The sequence below is a fragment of the Pseudoalteromonas luteoviolacea S2607 genome, from assembly GCF_001625575.1.
GTDB lineage: Bacteria > Pseudomonadota > Gammaproteobacteria > Enterobacterales > Alteromonadaceae > Pseudoalteromonas > Pseudoalteromonas luteoviolacea_E.
Window position 1 is genome coordinate 80238 of sequence record NZ_AUXV01000004.1, and the last position, 18647, is coordinate 98884.

Here is an 18647-nt window from a genome sequence, read left to right on the forward strand (position 1 = left end):
TTGAACAAGGTGGTTTAGGGGGGCCTAAAGCTGAGGGCTTGACTTTGATTGTTACGAGTTGAGTTAACAAGAGGATGCGCAACACAGTGCGCATCCTAGCCTTTTTAAAGTGTTTTTAGATATTCTATGAGGGCCATTTTTTCTTCATGGCTCAGCTTTGGACCAACTTTGCCTTGAGTCGTGGGATCATTCGTAAAAGCATGACCTGTGTTCAAGTTACCCGCTTGCCTAGTATCAAGAATAAAAAATCCGCCCTGATAATCATCGGTTTGGTTTGCCGGCAAGGTATCTACCCGGTTATTCATTTGAATAACATGCTTACTCTGCATAATACCGACGTTAATTGGATCAAATGCCAAGCCACCCAGCTCAACAAATGTAGGCCTACTTGAAGGCTCCGAAAGCAAGGCGTATAAATTGGGCACAGAACCATTGTGTAAATACGGAGCGGTTGCCCAAATACCATTAAGTGGCCTAGCTTTGTAACCTGCGCCCTTTCTCAAACAGTTGGGCCTGCCACCTTCCAGTCGAGTCTGAGCTGCTTGTGAAATATAATTTTGTGCAAACCATTGCTTATTTGTTTGCTCTACTACAGCGCCTAACGCCAAAGCGAAGTTGTTAGTCGCACTGTCTTGTACATTAACAAATTGAAGACCTGATTGCATTTGGGGCGTTTTTTGATTTTCACCTACAGGTACACACAGATCTGTGTTTAGACCGAGCTCCTTGGTGTTGACTGTGCGATTAAGCAATACATGAGCCTGCGCAGGATCAGTACCAATTTCGCTCAACTCTACCATCTTGAGTCGGAGGTACTTTCTATCCGTAAACTTGATTTGACCGTCTTGCTCATAACCAATTTTAGACCAGTGCTCGGCCCAAAAGTCGGGGTTGCCCATAGGGGGAAGGTGACACCCCTGGCAGTTACGTTGATAGAGGCTTTTTCCCTTTTCTGCCAATGTATTATTAATCTCAGGCAAGCTTTGTGGCCATTGGGGGGCTTTTAGCCCTGTTATCTGGCCTAACTGTCCGGGCTGGTAATTTTTGAGGGGATAATCACCAGCTAACCATTTTTCAAGCTGGTAGAGGGTATCAATTGGTATGGAGCTCGAAAATGTCGCGGCCTGTTGCAACTGATTTGTACGGAGTCGCATGTCGACAAACGCTTCCACGCCAAGAGCTTCACCAGCATTTCGAATGAGGGGCTGCATTATTGAGCCGTCGTACTGGACCCAGTCAAACCATGAGGTCGTCCAAATATGCGGGTAATTTACTGGCGCCTCGATTGGGTTATAGTTTTCAGGGCGGTCCATATTGTCTGCAAACACTTTGTTTCCGATTCGGTTTAGCGCATCAAGACGACTGAATCCTTCAGTCACATTGATGGTGTCTTGACCTTTGGCGAGCTGAGCAACGGTATCTTGTAGCGCACTTTTAAGCTTTGCTTTACTGACAACGTTGTAGTTGCTACCCAGTACTTTACGTGCAAAGCGCTCAAAGCGACCATCAAATGGGGCTAGTTTACTTGAGAGTACGGTTTGACCAATCGCCGCCCCCAGTGATTTTGTCAATAGCCCCAAGTCGGTCATTGCTGGGCCACCATCCACAACATAGCGGGTGTTGTCATATGTGAATTGTCCAGTGTGACATGCGGTGCACGTGAAGCCAACTGCCGTGGCTTTGCGATCTAAGCCTGGCATATTCATGCTGGTGGTCTTAGCAAGGCCCAAAGGCAATTGCTGTTTATCTGAATAGGGCGTGTTGATATCGTTTAAATTAATGAAACCTAGGCGATATATATACTCTGATAAGAACGCCTTTTCTTGTGAGAAAAGTATAAACCAAGGGATACTTTTGGGTGCCTCAAGTGCAGCTAACCATTCGTAAGGAATGGGCAGTGTTGCTGTGCCTTGTGATGCATGGTACGGCCATTGGTGGTTGTTGTATTGATCTTTTGGTAACCATCCATTTTGATTAATAAACTTGGTTTCAAGGTGTTGATACTCAGGAAGTGTAGGCGGAGTTAAACCATATTTTAGTTCGCTCAGCGCTGTAACGGTGCGCAAGGCGAATGAAGTGACGGTTACTACAATGACGATAGATAGAATCCATGGCCATTTTGTAAATAGCCATCTTAGGACAATAGGGTAAGTACGGGGCATAAAGTTCTCTGACGGTTTTTAATTGCATTAACATTTTCACATATTTTGTTAACGCTAAAAATTACAGATGATTACACGTTGTAGCCCAAGAAGTTCTGATGATTTGCATTGCGGCGCAAAAATTGAAAGGAGATACAGAATGATAATCTGCTGACAGGTTTAACACACCTTTAAATAGCAAGTGTGGTAGCCGAAGGCAACGAAGGGTCGTTGAGGAGCACAATTGAAATAAGACCCTTTGTAAGGGGCATGTTTATGTGCGTTGACCGTGGTGCCTACTTCGTTATGCCATAGAGTTTGTGCCTTTCTTTCTGTGCTTTTGATATCTAAATTAATAAAAAGTTAGCATAAAAACCATTTCGTTAACTAAGATTAGTTCTTAAGTTTTAATTTTTGAGGGTGGTTATGGATATTGCTGAAATAGATATGCAAAAAATTATCGATTTGATAACGGTTCATGCGGTTGAGTTTGCGCCAAAGTTCGCACTTGCAATTATTACCTTAATTCTAGGTTTATGGTTGATATCTTTAGTTGGAAAAGCGATAGACTTTTTACTTGAGAAGCGAGAGTTTAATGTTTCGCTCAGAAAGTGGCTGAGTAGTGTGGCGACCGTGCTGTTAAAGGCGTGTTTGTTTATATCTGTCATCTCAATGCTGGGTGTAAAAACAACCTCCTTTATCGCGATATTGGGTGCGGCAGGTTTAGCGGTGGGCCTTGCCTTACAAGGTAGTCTTTCAAATTTTGCAGGCGGGGTGCTCATATTAATTTTCAAACCATTTCAGGTTGGAGATTATATAGTCGCACAAGGTGAGGAGGGTGTGGTTGAAGCCATTGACGTATTCTGCACCTTTTTAACTACGCTTGATAATCGCCGGATAATCCTACCCAACGGGCCACTGGCAAGTGAAAAGGTAAATAATGTCACCCACGAGCAAATTCGTCGAGTCGATTTAGCTGTTGGAATTAGTTACAACAATAGCGTTGATGAAGCTGAGAAAGCCTTGTTGGAGATGGCCAAAAACGACAGCCGGATCTTACAAGAACCTGCGCCTTTTGTCGGCGTAGTCGGTTATGGTGATAATTCTATAGACCTAACGGTTTGGGTGTGGTGTAAAACGGACGATTATTGGGATGTCTATTTTGATACAAACCGAGCTATAAAACCTGCGCTAGACAGCGCCAATGTTGCTATTCCATTCCCACAACGGGATGTGCATATTATTGAAAAAAGCTCATAGGCTTCTAGCTGGCAGTAAGTTCAGTGGGCGCTGTTTTTCAGCGCCCATTGGTTTTACTTAAAAGTTGTAACGCAACGTGACTGAGTAGGTTTCGTAAATGTCGATATTGCGATATAACGCGCTAAGCGTGAAATTCTGAGCGAAACTGTATTTTCCCCCAAATTGGTAAAACAATTCATGCTTTTGTTCGGCGTCTTTTAAGTACTCATATCCGATACCTGCAACTACGCTGGCACTTTCTGAAAACGCGTAATGATAGTTTGTTTGCAAAGTATAGGTGTTAGTGTGGTCATTTAAATTAAAGCGATGAGGTGCATCAGCTTCAATGAGGTAGCTGCCCGTGCTAAGAATTTGCTCTGTTTCTAGAATATTGTAATCAACATTTAGGCGATTGATACGTGCAGCTAATTCGATGGCTGAGTTGTCATCTTGTGCAAACAAATATGCGCCGCCAATACTCCAATAGTCTATCTCTCCATCAATATGTAAGTTGGTAAGCACTTTCGCTTCAAGAATCTCGTCAATATCTGACATTGTTCCCTTACCAGAAGTACTCATATATTGTGCAGCTGCCACCCAGCTATCAGCAAACTGTTTGCTTGCTTCAAAGGTGTTACCGTCATGGCTTATAAAGTTGTCTTGTTTGAATTTTGCGTAACCTACACCCACATAATCAAAGTTAATGGCATTGCTTGCAAATGTATGACCAGAGAAAAGAGCGACGGTAAGCGCAAAAAGTGACGGCTTCATAAAAGTCCCTAATAAGATTACTTAAAAACGGCGCATCATACACAGAAAGAAATATATGTAAAGTTATGTTATTTAAGGTTATTTATGGCCTGTTAGTATTGTGCATTTTATGTTTTATTTATGTTGTGATTGGTTGTGAGCGTGAAGTTCTCTTAACACAGAGTTTATTTAACCGCATATTTTCAGCTGCTTCGCCATTGTCTTATTAATGAAAAGTCTGCCCCATATTATCTACATATAATGCTCCATCACACATGGGGTCGCAGGTAAGCAGGAATAAGATTATGTATGACTTAAAAGGGAAAAAAGGCCTAGTTGTCGGGGTTGCTAATCAACATAGTATCGCTTTTTCGTGTGCTCAAATGCTGTATGAACAAGGTGCCGAGCTAATAGTAAGTTATGCCAATGAGAAAACCGCGCCTTTTATTCAACCTCTCCAAGACGCTTTACCCTCCGTGTTGTTTAAACAGTGTGATGTAAGCTGTGATGAACAACTAGCCAGCCTTGCTGCAATTGCCCGGTCTGAATTCGGCAACATCGACTTTGTCATTCACAGTGTTGCTTTTGCACCGAAGGAGGACTTGAAAGGCCGCCTCATTGATGCGCACCGAGCAGGGTTTCAATTGGCTATGGATGTTTCCTGCCTTTCTTTCATTCGTTTGATCAGACTGCTAGAGCCGATTTTAAATCCAGCATCTAGTTTGATTACGATGTCTTACCTAGGTGGTGCTAGGGCGGTACAAAACTACGGCTTGATGGGGCCTATTAAAGCTTCTTTAGAGTCATCAGTAAGGTACATGGCATTAGAGTTGGGTCAGCAGGGCCATCGAGTGAATGCATTATCACCAGGGCCCATCAAAACCCGTGCCGCTTCAGGTTTGAAAGATTTTGACCTGTTGCTTGAAAGAAGTGAGCACAAATCACCTTTAAAGCGAAATTTATCTCCCGAAGATGTTGCGGGTGCCGCTGTATTTTTAGTCAGTGATCTATCAATGGCTATCACAGGCAGCACTTTGTATGTGGATAACGGCTATCACGCAGTGGATTAAAATATGAAACTAGAGAATATTATTTTTGATGAGATTGAGATCGGCTACAACGTTTCTGTTGTAAGAACTGTTACTACCAGCGATGTACTGGGTTTCGCTGCTTTAACTGGCGATTATAATCCTGTTCATTTAAATGAAGCATATGCCAAACAAACGCGATTTCATGGTGTTGTCGCCCATGGTATGTGGACGGCCGCACAAATATCAGCAGTGATCGGTACGCGATTACCAGGCCCTGGTTCTATTTACTTATCTCAAGATCTGAAGTTTGTTGCACCTGTAAAAGTAGGAGACGAAATCACAACGAAAATTACCGTTATTGATAAAGATATGAACCATGGAATTGTGACGCTAGACTGCCAATGCACGAACCAAAATAAGCAAGAAGTTGTCTTTGGTATTGCTTCGGTGTTGGCACCCCAAGAAAAGCAATTTGTTGAGGTGATTGAGCCTACAGTAAAGGTCTTTGAAAAGATTAGTTAGGGAGATATTTTATTGTTATATACACAATAAAATGAGCAAGACGTAAAGATTGTATTATATTTTTAGAATCGTTCAGCAAGGGTACCGTATTGGGCTAGAAGGTAAACATGTTTGCGGAGCTAAAGATATCGAGTCGCCTCGGGGCCGGCTTTTTTGTGTTGCTGCTGTTATTTAGCTGTGCTGTTTTAGTTTCGATACAAGCATTGAATACTGCAGCAGAAGGGTTTAGAGATTACCGTTCACTTGCTCGAAATACAAACAATGCCGGACGTGTGCAGGCTAATCTTCTTAGCTTGAGGATAGCAGCCCTGCATTACATAAATAATGGTAAAGCCGAAGCTTTAAGAGAAGAGTTGTCGCGCATGGCAGCACTGAAAGCGTTATTACAAAGTGCTCATAAAGACGCTATCAGTGAAGAGCAGATAAGCACTTTCAATGATGTAGAGCAGCTCGCAAATCAATACGCGTCGGTGTTTGAGCAAGTGGCGGATAAAATTGCTGAACGCAACGTGCTGGTTCACGACAAACTCAATGTAATTGGCCCGAGAATGGAGCAAGATCTCTCTCAGATCTTATTGAGTTCAAGGCGAGAAAACGATTTGGAAGCTGCATTTTTTGCTGCTACCGCATTGAGAAGCTTGCTAATAGCAAGATTGCATGTCGTTAAGTTTTTAGACACAAACTTGGTTGAGGAAGTGGAGCGTGTTCAGACCGAATATGCCCTATTTAGAGATAACTTACGAAAACTCGGTGTTTTAATTCAGGAACAGAATCGACATAGCGATTATGTAAACCTTCTGCGGCTTGCACCTAAATACATTAAAAATTTTAACGAACTGGTTTTTGTAATTGACTCGAGAAATCAACTTAAACGTGAACAATTAGATGTCATTGGACAGCGGGCTGCACACCAAATCGAAGCGCTTAAGCTAAGCATTAAAGATTTGCAAGATAAAATGGGTCCAGCGTTACAACAAGATAACCGCAACTCTCAAAAACTAGTTGTTACGGTCAGTGTAATAAGTTTTGTTGTGGCCATAATGCTTGCAGTACTCATTTCTAAATCGATCACGGTCCCCATTAATGATGCAGTAGCAATTGCAAACTCACTGGCTGCAGGCAATTTGGTGATGGGGAAAAGAATTCATGGCGACAGTGAAACATCGCGCCTGTTAAGAGCTTTGCAAGGGATGTCTAAGCAATTCGCAACAGTGATTAAGGAAGTGAAACAAAGCTCTTCTTCCTTAGAAAAAGTTTCAGTTTTGGTGATTCGAATTGCGAAAGAAATGGCAATGTCGGCGGTGCAGCAAGAGAAGAGTGTTTCAAATACGAAAAGTGCTGCTTTGAAAATGGGTGAGTCGATTAAAGCCAATAGTGAGTTCGCACTGGAAACGGATAGCGTAGCGATTAACACGACCAAAGAGGCCGAAGACGGTGGTGGAAAAGTTAAGCAAACCATTGGCGCGATGAAGACAATTGCTCAGCAGATAAAAATAATTGATGAAATTGCCTATCAGACTAATTTGTTAGCTTTAAATGCGACAATTGAAGCTTCACGTGCAGGTGTCCATGGCAAAGGGTTTACCGTTGTTGCAAGCGAAGTCCGAAAGTTATCTGAGCGATGCCAGCAAGCTTCGGAAAGAATAGGAGAAACAGCGAACGAAAGTGTGAATTTGGCTGAGGTTGCAGGTAGGCAGCTTGAAACAATTATACCCGCAGCGAATAAAACTTCATGCCTAGTCCAAAATATGATGGATATATCAAAGCAACAATTGGAGGGACTAAAACAAATCAACGAAACAGTCGAAGCGGTAGATACCGCGACTCTAAGGAATACTCAGGCAAGCAATAGCTTAACTCGTTCTGTTCAAGATATTGTAAAGGTCTCTCAAAATTTGCAGGCGAGTGCGTCATTCTTTAAGCTTTAACTCACCAAAATAAATGAGCTAAAGCTTAAAGTAAATTGCTTATGTATCTATTTTAAACAGTAGCCTAGCTGCTACTTTCCAGGAGATAGGGCAACAATTTTACTGGTTTTAGTTTGTCTATCATTCATGGTTATATAAAGCTCACCCGTTGGCGCAGTGACGACATCGCGAATTCTACCAAGACCTTTTAAAATAATCTCATCTTCAATGACTTGATCATTCTTTATACGTAAGCGATGTAATTGCGTTTTAGCTAAACTACCAACAAATAAGTCGCCTTGCCATTGGCTAAAGCGGTTGCCAGTGTAAAAGTTCATACCAGCGACTGCAATAGACGGTGTCCATTGATGAATCGGTTGCTGCATACCTGGCAGGTTAGTATGCGGAGTGATCGGGGTTCCATCGTAGTTCATTCCAAATGTAACTTTGGGCCATCCATAATTGAGGCCTTTTGAGATTAAGTTAAGTTCGTCACCGCCTCTAGGTCCATGCTCCGTTGACCATATTTGATTAGTTGTCGGGTGCTTCACTAAGCCTTGTGGGTTTCTATTTCCGTATGTCCAAATCGTTTTAAGTGCACCAGGTTGAGAGAAAAAAGGATTATCTTTTGGGATTCGTCCATCTTTGTAGATCCGGTGTATTTTGCCATTTTGTGTGGTTAAATCTTGCGCATCATTTTGTTGTCCTTCATCTCCATTACTAAAAAACAGGTAATCGCCAGAAATTGCAAACCGAGAGCCAAAATGCCAGCCTCTATTTCTATGAGTTCGCGAGGGTGCTTCAAACAATGTTTGTTGTTCAACCCATTGATTATTTTTTATTTTTCCACGAACTATCGCTGTAATACCAATGTCTCGCCCAGAGCTGTTTTTACCCGTCTTTTTGCTGTATGACAGGTAAATCCAGCCATTTTGGGCATAGTCTGGATCTGGCATTACATCTAGCATGCCGCCTTGACCACGATGCCATACTTCAGGAGTGTGTTTTATTTGCACTTTGCTACCGTCTTTACTCAAAAGCCATAATTCGCCTTTTCTTAACGTGTATAGCAAATCTCCATTTGGCAAAAAGTCCATAGCCCAAATGATACCTTTAGCAGAGGTAATAGCGCGTGTATTGACTGTGTGGTGCTGAGTATTGAATTTTTTGTTCAAGGTTGGAGTTTGAATGGCTTGGGATTCTGCGCGGTATCCAGCTTCTCTGATATAAACGACTAAGGTACGAATTGTTTCATCAGAAAGAGATGAAGCAAAGGCTGGCATTCCGCGATCTACAATGCCTTGTTTGATTGCGTTTGTGAGTGACTTATCTGTGCCACCATTCAGCCACGTTGAATCGAGTAATGAGCCAGCCATCCCGCCTTGCAAATTAGCACCGTGGCAAGATGCACAATTTGCTTTAAACACATCTTCTACTTTAGTTTCAGCCAAAGCGACCAATGGACTGACACAGACAATACTTAGCACCGTTGCTAAATAGTCGTTTTTTTTCATTGTTATATGCCCGCATTTTGTTAAGTACAAATCCAGTATAATCGTAAAAACTAAATAAAAAACTGTTTAATCGATAGAACGAGAATAAGCGGGTTTTAGTGAGAGGCAATTGGTCTGTTGTATCGCGGAATGTATCTTGATAGTCTGGGTTAGTCTAATAAATAGACAATTCAATATAAGGAATATAACAATGAAACTACAGCTTAAGAAAAAAAACTTCAAACAATTAACGCAAAATAGCGTAGGTATTGAAAGAGAAAAAACACCTCAAATTGCAGGCGGTAGACTTTACTTGACTGATATTAATTGTGATATCACAGGTAGAGATTGCCCAGCAACGTTGACGTGTAGAGCATGTGGCTCTCGCCGCTGTTAACGGGTATGAATATTGAGGCGTTTATGTATTACGCCTCATTATCCTTTGGCGATTACAATACTAGATTCTGACAACTAACACTGCCAATTCCCGATTTGCCTCAAGCAAATATATTTATTTCTTCAGTACAGAAATAGCGTCCAGTTTTTAAATGCTTACCTCTAATATAAAACTCAAAAATAGGGGCGTTTGATGATAGATCTAATTGAGGGTGCAGAGCGGGGACATCAATTACAAGCGTTGCCAACTTGCGTTCTGAAAGGTCGACTTGAGCGGTAATTAGCTTTTCCTCTGGTAGAGAGTCGCTTGGTCTTTCCATGTAAACACGGGTCGAAGCATCAGGGTTAAAGATAATCTCTGCAAATTCCCAATTCGGGTCTTGCATGTGCAGCTTTAAAGTGAGTTTTGCTGCTTGCTCTAAATTGGTTCTATTTTTGAAGGAAGAAGAGGGGGCTATTTTGATGCTATGGAAATTAGCTGCTTTATCATTGCATGGGTCCAAAGCAAGTTGCCATTGCGCGTCATCGTTTGGAATAAGCGTGCGTAAATTGGCTGAACCACTCGTATTTTTCCAAATTACTTGATTGGTTGTTATTTGGGTTAGTGGATGAACGCAACGGTGTACTATTTCTTGAATTACTGACATGTAAATTCCTATCTTTATGATTTTAAATGATAATATCATGGTGAGAAGTAGCGGGTAGGTCACGAGGTGTCCGGTTACAGCTTATAATAACTAAGGGCAAAGTTAACAGAGGCCCATTTTAATAAAATTTTTTCATTGACATTAATTTTAAACTGTACCTAATATGGGTTTGTTTTTGATTGGCCTTTTACTAGGCACAAAATACAATCGCTACAGTTCTGGTAGCCAACAAAGCTATTTCGGGGAGTAATAGGTTAGCGCTTTTAAAAACAACAATAACAAAATATGCGCTTTGCCAGAACTGAGTATGTTTGGTAGCCCATGTATAGGGCTACCACATTTTTTATCTCAGTGTTTAGTGTAATTAACTATCTTATACCACTAAAAATGACACATCTTTTTGCTTATATACCTTGGTGAGTTTGATATCACGCTAACCAAACAAAGGTATATTATGGAAACGCTTAACCTAAGGCCTGTTTTAGCAACACATTCAAATAAACTTGAAACAGCGTACGAGCTTATCGAAGATTTTCCTTACCAACATGAAGGAAAGGTTCGTTGGGTACCTAAATACTTTCAATATGATGGGGCCAGTATTCCTTCGCTTGCTTACTATCTTGTTGGTACCCCATTTAATCCAAGGTATATGAAGGCTGCATTGGTGCATGATTGGCTTTATCATACGCATGAGGTTAACAGAGTGGCGGCTGATGAGCTTTTCTACCTTATGTTATGCGATTCAGGGGTAAGTAATACGAAAGCATCTTTAATGAAATTGGCTGTAGAAAAGTTTGGCCGCTGGTATTGGGATAATGATGCTGACGACGAGGCATATAAACAAGAGTTGAAAGATAAGATCATCGATGATGGCAGACAGCCGAGTGTTTACGGCCTTTGAAAGGGTGTAAAAGGAGGGACTATCCCTCCAATGCAAGGTGTAATAGACGCTACTCAGGTTTAGATTGCTGCAGTATTAAAAATACTAACCCGATGATTCCTGTCAGTGCGAGGCCGGACAGCAAAAAAGGGTCCATTGCTATGTGCTCATGAAAGTTGAATGTGCCGGCAGAGATTTTTTTCCAACCCATAAAGTGTTGATTTGCTGCAACTACTGCTCCAAAAAAGCCAATAACCAGCGCTATATATTTGAAGATCCAATGGTAAGCGATAGGTAATAGTAACAGAATACCTAGTAAGCCTATAACTGTACGCTGTGTTCGACAATATGGGCAGACGTATACAACACCCGCTAGCTCAACGGCCCATGCCGTGATGCTGATGAGGATAGCGACCAATGCAATAATTTTGCGATGTTTAATGAATGTTTCGAGTTGAGGAAGTACCATGTTGAACCTGTTTAGCTATTTCTGACCCAATAAATCGGGCGTTTCTTGTTATAAAGTAACACTTTTCGATAAGTGTTGGCAATTTTTATTCCTAAAAGTTTTAACTTATAACTTTTTTATCTTTTGGTGAATAGGCCAAAATAATTAAAAAGTTGAACAGGCTTAATCGGTTAGGCTGGGTGTTAAGTGCGCGCGAAAAGCGAGTCGTTATGGAAGTAGCTAGTCAAAGTAAAAAATAGTTATTGCAGCGCACAGAGGGCTGGGTTATTCCCAGCCACTAATTTCGCTAATTAGTTGTTATTTACATAACAGACAAATAACTCTTGTTGAGGGTTGTCTTGTGTATCTTCGATTAAGTACTTAGCTGCAATACTATTTTGACAGGTACACATATCGTAATGGCTGTACATGTATGGGCGACCAGATTCATCTTTATCTGTTTTAGTTACACTACAGGTTGGCTCTCTCCATCTTGGATCCCAACCACTTTCGCCAAAAGCTACGATTTTTATTTTATTGGACAGGATTTTCGCTGATAATTCATCTGTTTGTGCTGTAGTATTGAATGCACAAAGCGCTGCTATAGCAATAATTAATTTTTTCATTATTCATCCTTAATTAAATAATTTGTAAAATAGAGTTACAACTCTAAGTTGGTTATTTTATTCATTAAATTTTTCATTGCAAGTTTTAATATTCCATAAATGGATACATAATAATGAAAATCAATATTCAGATAGTTGAAATCATTGAGTCTGTCGTTTAGCGTGTATTTAAGGCAGATACTTTATTTCCTGAAAAGTAAATAATGTCTTATATTAAACTTCATGTTTTTTAAAACTTGTTTGCCTAAGTACTATTTTTGTGTAAGATGAATTTTCGCGATTTTCAGTGAAGTTTTGGTAAAAAACGATATATGAAATAAAACGGTCATATAGCTTGATTTTTCATGTAAATCATATAGCTAAGCTTTAGGGCTTTGTAATGTAGTTTTCCGCTTCAATGAATAGATAAATATTTAAATAATACGGACAAGGGCATTCTTTTTGAGCTTGATCAGGGTTAGAAAAGCGTCTTGTGAACTCTTTTTTGTTAACTTGACTAGATCATGGTCTTAATTGTGTTTTTGAGGCTATTCTCATAAATATTTAATAAAATGAGCGCTATTAAAGATTAAACTAAAATGATAGATAAAACGAATGACTTGATTTTAGCTACTCTAAACAATGCAGAGCAAGTGCACAGTGAGAATTTTGAGTATACATCTTTATTTTTGAACACCATTGTTCCTGATGAATCAAACGCAAGGTTTTTTCCTAGTGTGATTATTGAAAACAAATATGCAAGGCAGTTTTCAGAACGAAAGCTTACTAAGTTGCAACTGACAGAGTTACTAGAAGCCGAAGGAAAAGTTATTCTGGGCAAAGGCTGTATAATCAATTGCTTAGAGCATGGCTCAAATGAATGGAAAAAAGCAAATAAAACGATTGAGTCAATTATAGAGCTTGGTGAAAACATTGCAGTATCAGAAATGATTCAGGTGCCCACTGTTTATCCCGTCAGCAAAGGCCAATATAGAATCTTAACAGGGCATAGGCGGTTCTTCGCGTTGATTTTCAGTTTTGGCTATGATCATGCTGCGCAATTTAAAGTGTACGATTCTAAGCCCTTACTCTATAAAGTTAAGCAATTCCAAGAGAATGCAAGCCGTGAGGATTTGCCTCAATATGGTAAGTTACAAGCTTTCTTGTCTGCAACTATGGAGATCGATGGATTAGATCAAGCTCGAGTGAAAGTCGGTCAACGACGTTTAACGGTAAAAGAAAAAGCTAAAAATCTGGGGATCTCAATGGGATCTTACGACAATTATAACGTTTTAACGCGATATTCAGAAGTGATTAAATTTTATGAAAATGGCTTGAATGCTCCGTTTTTAAAAGTCAAAAAGGTGATACTAGATTGCGAAGCAAAGTACAAAGAAGATCACGGCAAGAAGCAGTTAAACATTGCTGATAAGAAAATAGTTGGAGATACTATCTTGGCGTGTTTATCTGGTAATAGAGTCTCAGTATCCAAGAAAGCTCAATCGTACAAGATAAATGACATTCCCAATTTACAGGCGCTAAAATCAATTTTGTTCAATGACGTTTCTAAGCTTGAGCTCAATATTGACTGGAAGAAACTTGATTGGAGTAACCATGACGCGGTGAATCGCAGACTCGTTGTTTTAGTCGACTTACTCAAGTAGTGTGATTCAAAATAACTTGGCATAAAACGCTTGGCTTATCGGGTGTAAGATCAGTGTTGGGTGGCCATTTATCTCACCCGTGAGACGTACTGACTGGTGTGATATTATTTCAAGAAGTCATTTAAGTAATTGAAATTCATTGATTTATATTGAAGTTTGTATTGGTTAATGAATTTTCGACACTTGGGTGGTTTGTATTTATAAGCTTATATATACAAAAGCAGCCATAGAAAACGTATTAAACCCCACTGAGTTTTTATCCTGTAGTTAACTTTGAAGTATCCGTTTTTGGTGGAGTGGGCCACTAGCCCACTAATAGAGTTTACAGGAACCGCTGAATCGCTCTATATGCATTATCTTGATATTCTGTGCTGTTTAAGTCAGAAAATAATGTACTTTGATCACATACTTTACCTGTTAATCCTTTTTTGCTTGCATAAAACACTCCTGTTTTTAGCTCTTTATTAAATATTCCATTTATATAGCGTTTGGCGCCTACTTCCACATTATGTACTTTCCCAAGCCAGAGCATCACTTGCATCATACCCTTCATTAGATATTGCTTGAGCGTAGGCAGTGTATTAAATCCTTCTGTCCCAGTTGTCGCACCTGGACTCATGGTAATGAACTTCACATGTGGGTGTCGCCTTGCCATCGCTGACATCCACAGTGCACCCATGTACTTGATAGAGCCATATGGAGTGGTTGCATCTTGTGACTTACCAAAAAATGAGCCGTCACAGATAGCCGTAAACTCCTCCTCTGAAGACGTTGGTAAGGCAGGTCGCTTCATGCCCATTTCTTTTACACCTCTTGCCGCTTCTGAGCCAGCATAAACTGCTATTTTTGTAAGTTTTCCGGTTCTTAAAAGCTCTTGGGTTAGCAAGCTATGGCCCAATAAATTGACAGCAAAAATTTCAGTTACGCCATTGCTATTTACGTGATCAAAGTTTTTTCCACCAGTCCCGCCTGCGTTCATAACGAGTGCATCAATACTATGATCAAGCTCTTGTACGGCCGCTTTGACTGATGCGTGGTCGCACACATCGATTTTAAGAATGTGAAATATCTTTCTACCAGTGATTTTCTCCAACTCTGTTTTCGCCGCGAGTGCTTTGTCGATATTGCGACAACCCAAATAGATCTTTTCAACTTCATGTCGGCTCGCGAGTTGCTTCGCTGTTTCTTTGCCTAGACCTGCGTTCGCACCTGTTATTAATACTCGCTTAATCATGATATTACCTTTTGCTAGTTCTGTTCGATTAGTTGTATCTAGATTAATAAATTGAGTACTCGGTTTTTTGATATTTCTTGCTGTGTTCTCTAGTATGTCTTCTTGTTAGGAAGAAAAGACTTATAGGCAACTTCTAAAAGACACTCCGAAAATCAAAGTGAGTGTGATTTATCATTAAGGTTATGATTTTTAGTGGTAAATTAGGTGCTAATTTCAATTGCTCAAGAGTGCGTGCCAAAGCTGGAGGTTAACAAACGCTTTGCGCCATTTTCTGTCGGTTATGTTCATCCATAAAGGTGAGTATTATAGAATACTCACCTTTATGGATTTAGCAACCTCAATAAATCAGGGTTTTTTAGTAATAGGAATGTTCAAATAAATTTTGTTATTGGGATCTGCATTGTTAAAACCAGCAGGCAATAGCTCAAAATCCGGCTTGTTGGCGTATTCATATTGGCTCTTAGGTAACCAGCTTCCCCATATATAACGCAGCGTATCTTCTAATTTCGATAAAGGCCCGATATGTGTAAATCGAGCATAGGTCTGTGCCTCTAGTTCTCTCGTTATTAGACCGTCCGGTACGTCATCAAAGTTTTCTACTTGAGCAGAGCAGATGTAAACGAAACGGGTGACATCCTCCGACTCTTCATAACATTCATAAATACCAAAAAAGTCTGTACCTACACGATTAGGGATTTTATCGCGATAAGGTCTAAATCCAGACCAAAGTTTGGGTAAGCTGAGATCTCCATCATCATATTGATTAGCAATGCCAACGATCTTCATTGCAGGTTGAGAGATGATCTCTGGTTCCATACTGAGGTTATTTTGTAAAAAGTCTAAATCTGCCTCATTGAATGGCTTTTTATACAACAAGCGAAATGGCTCGTTAATTTTACGATATTGTGCTGGCGTCATATCGAATAGCGCTTTAAAAGCACGTGTAAACGCTTCTTGTGATTCGAATTGGGATTCCAACGCAAGCTCTAAAATCCCCACCTCTTCGGTCAGTAGACGCTTAGCCGCCAAAGTTAAGCGACGTTTGCGTAAATATTCTTTCGGTGTATCTCCAACCAATGCCTTAAACACCCTGCTGTAGTGATAAGTTGAATAATGAGAAGATTGAGCAATTTCATGCACACTTATTTTTTCGCTCAAGTGTGCCTCTATATATTCAATACTTTTTAAAAAACGGTCCATCTCAATATCCTCTAGTTTTCTGTATTTTAGATCATCAAGCTGCATTAACTGTGAGTGTATGTTTTTCAGCATAAACTTTTAGGCCTTGTAACAGTTTGCCAAATGCGACAGGAAAAATCAGCCTAAGTAATGGATAAAAAGGATATGCAAATGCTTTGAGTTGAGGGGAGGCTGTCCAAATCACCTCAGATTTGTTAGGGCCGATCGCACGGACGGTCATCTTTACGTGGTTTTGCTTAATAGGCACTATTTTTGGGTTATTGACAGGTAAAACATCAAATGCCAAAGTTTTGTTTTGTTCACTGTACTCGGTAATGATCTCTTTTACTTTGGGGCCATTAGGGTTGTCACTCAAATCACAAACTCGGCCTTCCATTGGCGCGCCGCTCAAACCCTTGCCTTTACCCATTGCTACGGAGTGAGGAATTGGCCCCATCCACAGGTGGGCTTTATCAAATTGATTTGCAACTAAATCCCATACTTGTTCTGCTGATTTGTTAATTTCTACTTTCTTGGTGACTTGCATAATTGTTCCTCTAAACTGCTGTCGTGTTGATAAGGCCACTTTAGAGAACTTCGAGATGCTTTTTTTGATATTTCTTGCTGTGTTGATCACTGCCATTTTTAGACACTGAATTAGAACAATAAATATGAGGGTTCGCATGCGTTCATGTAATGCACACCTTTTTAGACTACTGAGTGGCTGAACTTATCTCTGTCGCGATAAAGCTTATGCGATAAGGGTGATGGTGTTAATGGAAGAAAGTAGATAAAAAATACGACAAAGGCGAGTGTTCTCTCCATGGTATTTTTTACGGAGGAGGAGGCGAGGAAGAAAATCGCGCAAATTGCACAATATTGTTCTATTTTAGCTTAGATAAAAACCAGTTTTGGCTTTAAAAATTCGAGTCCTAATGACTCAGTAAAGCCTATCTCTTCTTGTTTTGGCGGCGATACCGCTACTTGCTTTTTAGTATGTTATCAATACACTGAGTATATAAATAATTCACTCTGGAATTGGCCATTAGTCAAGCAACAAGGTTGTCACTTGCTTACGAGTCAAAATAATGAAGCTAAGTTATGTGGTTTACTATTATTTGGTTGCTAATTGGTGTTGTACATTCACAGGTGTGGGGCTCGGAGCTGAAACTGAGTGGCCCAGACCGTTCAATAATTGTTTCGCCTGAAATGTCGAATTACTCTATTTGTAGAGGGTATCGTATTGAAAAGTCTCGGGGCTCAATTACACTGTTAGCCCAATTATATGGATTTGATAGTTGCGAAGGCAAAGACAATAAACAACCGCTGGTCGCAAGAAACCTAAATGATAACGATCAGCCCAAAATACTCGCGCTGGCTAACTATTTTGGGATCTACCATGCTCCCAATAAGCTCGGGCTGCGGTTTGAAGTCAAGTTTTCACAACAAAGAGCGAAAATTGATTGGTTTGTGGAACAAAAAAAAGCTGAGACAACCGTTAAAATTGATAAAAGCTTTAACCGGGAAATGATCCGTGTCACCTTCCTTTCCGATCATAAAAGTGCATCACCCAAATTAGAACTACTGCTTTATGTTCGGCCGCAGACAAACGAAATTGTTAAAGTTGAAATTAATACTAAGAAAGCTTAAGTGAGCGATATTGCGTTCTTTTTCGAATGTTTGCAGCTGGTAATATAATTGACCTTTTAAACCAAAAAACTCGCTTAAGATCAGTATTTTGTTCGGTGCTTTTTAAAATACAACAGAATTAAATGTGAGTAGACTAATTTTTATTCACGTGTAATACTTTGTAATAGTTGGATATAAAGGACTTTTATATAGTTATTGACGTTTAGTAACTTGCAATAAAGACAGACTATGGACCAAAAACTAATTGAGCAAATAAATTTTGATGAGTATGCGGTGGATGTAGATAAGCGTTCTGATATAACTAAACATCACATCAATGCTACGCTATTGGTTGATGAACATACGGTGTCGGAGCAAGACCGTATTAAATTGCTGACAGAGCTAAATCTCTACAGAAATTCAGCATCAATCGAAGTCGAAGAAGTGACCACTGGGGTATTTAACCTTCGTTTTGCTTTGCTCAACTAAATGAACTGTTACGCAGTTAACTTAACTTCGAAGCATGATAACTGAATGTTTCTAGATTGCACGTTGTTCAACACCTATGTGTTCACGACTTTGCCTCGTACTCGAAGTGCAATAGGGCTGGCATAAAGAGGCTAGCATACCAATTGGTAGCCAAGTAGTCGGCTTGATTTTTTCGCAGGCGTAAATTTACTCACCATCATTTTATATGATCAACTTCCTCTGATGTATCTTTGCTTAGTTCCTATAATAAAAGTTTCTACTTTTATGACTTTAATTCAACTGTATCTGGATACTTTAAATGCTCATTTTTTGTGAGCAAAAGGGTTGGTAAGTAAAATGCCAAACCCAAAACGACAGTTTGCTCATATTGAACTTAATATGATAACTTTTTTG

General features: G+C 40.0%; 18 protein-coding genes. 9 read left to right on the forward strand and 9 right to left on the reverse strand.

Features of this window, described 5'->3' with window-relative positions; translation table 11 throughout:
• Positions 1-104 precede the first annotated feature (104 nt).
• Complete coding sequence (locus N480_RS04300; protein ID WP_063371312.1) at positions 105-2162, reverse strand: c-type cytochrome; 2058 nt, start codon at positions 2160-2162, stop codon at positions 105-107.
• Between the two features lie 405 nt (positions 2163-2567).
• Between N480_RS04300 and N480_RS04305 the strand changes: the two genes are divergently transcribed.
• Entirely contained in the window at positions 2568-3401 is an 834-nt protein-coding gene (locus tag N480_RS04305; protein WP_196761447.1) for a mechanosensitive ion channel family protein, read from the forward strand.
• A gap of 57 nt (positions 3402-3458) precedes the next feature.
• Here N480_RS04305 and N480_RS04310 read toward each other — a convergent pair whose 3' ends face one another.
• Complete coding sequence (locus N480_RS04310) at positions 3459-4151, reverse strand: hypothetical protein (protein WP_063371313.1); 693 nt, start codon at positions 4149-4151, stop codon at positions 3459-3461.
• Positions 4152-4435: 284 nt separating this feature from the next.
• Between N480_RS04310 and fabI the strand changes: the two genes are divergently transcribed.
• The 3 genes from fabI to N480_RS04325 all read left to right on the forward strand — a co-directional run bounded on the left by fabI (position 4436) and on the right by N480_RS04325 (position 7611).
• A complete protein-coding gene (fabI, locus tag N480_RS04315; protein ID WP_063371314.1) occupies positions 4436-5200 on the forward strand; it encodes an enoyl-ACP reductase FabI in 765 nt (254 codons plus the stop codon).
• Positions 5201-5203: 3 nt separating this feature from the next.
• On the forward strand, positions 5204-5683 hold the full coding sequence (locus N480_RS04320) for a MaoC/PaaZ C-terminal domain-containing protein (RefSeq protein ID WP_063371315.1): 480 nt from the start codon (positions 5204-5206) through the stop codon (positions 5681-5683).
• A gap of 107 nt (positions 5684-5790) precedes the next feature.
• Positions 5791-7611, forward strand: coding sequence for a methyl-accepting chemotaxis protein (locus N480_RS04325; RefSeq protein WP_063371316.1), 1821 nt, complete (start codon positions 5791-5793; stop codon positions 7609-7611).
• 71 nt (positions 7612-7682) lie between these two features.
• Here the strand turns inward: N480_RS04325 and N480_RS04330 are convergent, their stop codons facing one another.
• A complete protein-coding gene (locus tag N480_RS04330; protein ID WP_063371317.1) occupies positions 7683-9104 on the reverse strand; it encodes a PQQ-dependent sugar dehydrogenase in 1422 nt (473 codons plus the stop codon).
• Positions 9105-9294: 190 nt separating this feature from the next.
• Here N480_RS04330 and N480_RS04335 point away from each other — a divergent pair, with 190 nt between their 5' ends.
• Positions 9295-9480: a hypothetical protein gene (locus N480_RS04335; RefSeq protein WP_063371318.1), complete on the forward strand. Its 186-nt coding sequence runs from the start codon at positions 9295-9297 to the stop codon at positions 9478-9480.
• A gap of 100 nt (positions 9481-9580) precedes the next feature.
• Here N480_RS04335 and N480_RS04340 read toward each other — a convergent pair whose 3' ends face one another.
• The gene (locus tag N480_RS04340; protein ID WP_063371319.1) at positions 9581-10126 is read right to left on the reverse strand and encodes a hypothetical protein; all 546 of its coding nucleotides are present in this window, start codon (positions 10124-10126) and stop codon (positions 9581-9583) included.
• Positions 10127-10580: 454 nt separating this feature from the next.
• Here N480_RS04340 and N480_RS04345 point away from each other — a divergent pair, with 454 nt between their 5' ends.
• Positions 10581-11027 (forward strand): DUF1353 domain-containing protein, encoded by a 447-nt coding sequence (locus N480_RS04345; protein WP_063371320.1) that lies wholly within the window; start codon positions 10581-10583, stop codon positions 11025-11027.
• Between the two features lie 49 nt (positions 11028-11076).
• Here N480_RS04345 and N480_RS04350 read toward each other — a convergent pair whose 3' ends face one another.
• Both N480_RS04350 and N480_RS04355 read right to left on the reverse strand, forming a co-directional pair.
• Positions 11077-11475, reverse strand: coding sequence for a hypothetical protein (locus N480_RS04350; RefSeq protein WP_063371321.1), 399 nt, complete (start codon positions 11473-11475; stop codon positions 11077-11079).
• A gap of 290 nt (positions 11476-11765) precedes the next feature.
• Positions 11766-12080: a hypothetical protein gene (locus N480_RS04355; protein WP_063371322.1), complete on the reverse strand. Its 315-nt coding sequence runs from the start codon at positions 12078-12080 to the stop codon at positions 11766-11768.
• 578 nt (positions 12081-12658) lie between these two features.
• On the opposite strand from N480_RS04355, the gene N480_RS04360 reads away from it, so the two are divergent.
• Complete coding sequence (locus N480_RS04360) at positions 12659-13723, forward strand: ParB/Srx family N-terminal domain-containing protein (RefSeq protein WP_063371323.1); 1065 nt, start codon at positions 12659-12661, stop codon at positions 13721-13723.
• A gap of 322 nt (positions 13724-14045) precedes the next feature.
• On the opposite strand, the gene N480_RS04365 is transcribed toward N480_RS04360, so the two are convergent.
• From N480_RS04365 to N480_RS04375, 3 genes are all read right to left on the reverse strand, one after another.
• Positions 14046-14957: an SDR family NAD(P)-dependent oxidoreductase gene (locus N480_RS04365; protein ID WP_063371324.1), complete on the reverse strand. Its 912-nt coding sequence runs from the start codon at positions 14955-14957 to the stop codon at positions 14046-14048.
• A 345-nt stretch (positions 14958-15302) separates the two neighbouring features.
• Complete coding sequence (locus N480_RS04370) at positions 15303-16229, reverse strand: AraC family transcriptional regulator (RefSeq protein ID WP_231102223.1); 927 nt, start codon at positions 16227-16229, stop codon at positions 15303-15305.
• A complete protein-coding gene (locus tag N480_RS04375) occupies positions 16192-16683 on the reverse strand; it encodes an SRPBCC family protein (protein WP_063371391.1) in 492 nt (163 codons plus the stop codon). The genes N480_RS04370 and N480_RS04375 overlap by 38 nt, the downstream gene beginning before the upstream one ends.
• A gap of 554 nt (positions 16684-17237) precedes the next feature.
• Here N480_RS04375 and N480_RS04380 point away from each other — a divergent pair.
• Together N480_RS04380 and N480_RS04385 are read left to right on the forward strand one after the other, a co-directional pair.
• Positions 17238-17786: a hypothetical protein gene (locus tag N480_RS04380; RefSeq protein ID WP_063371325.1), complete on the forward strand. Its 549-nt coding sequence runs from the start codon at positions 17238-17240 to the stop codon at positions 17784-17786.
• Positions 17787-18014: 228 nt separating this feature from the next.
• A complete protein-coding gene (locus N480_RS04385; protein ID WP_063371326.1) occupies positions 18015-18254 on the forward strand; it encodes a hypothetical protein in 240 nt (79 codons plus the stop codon).
• Positions 18255-18647: the final 393 nt, after the last annotated feature.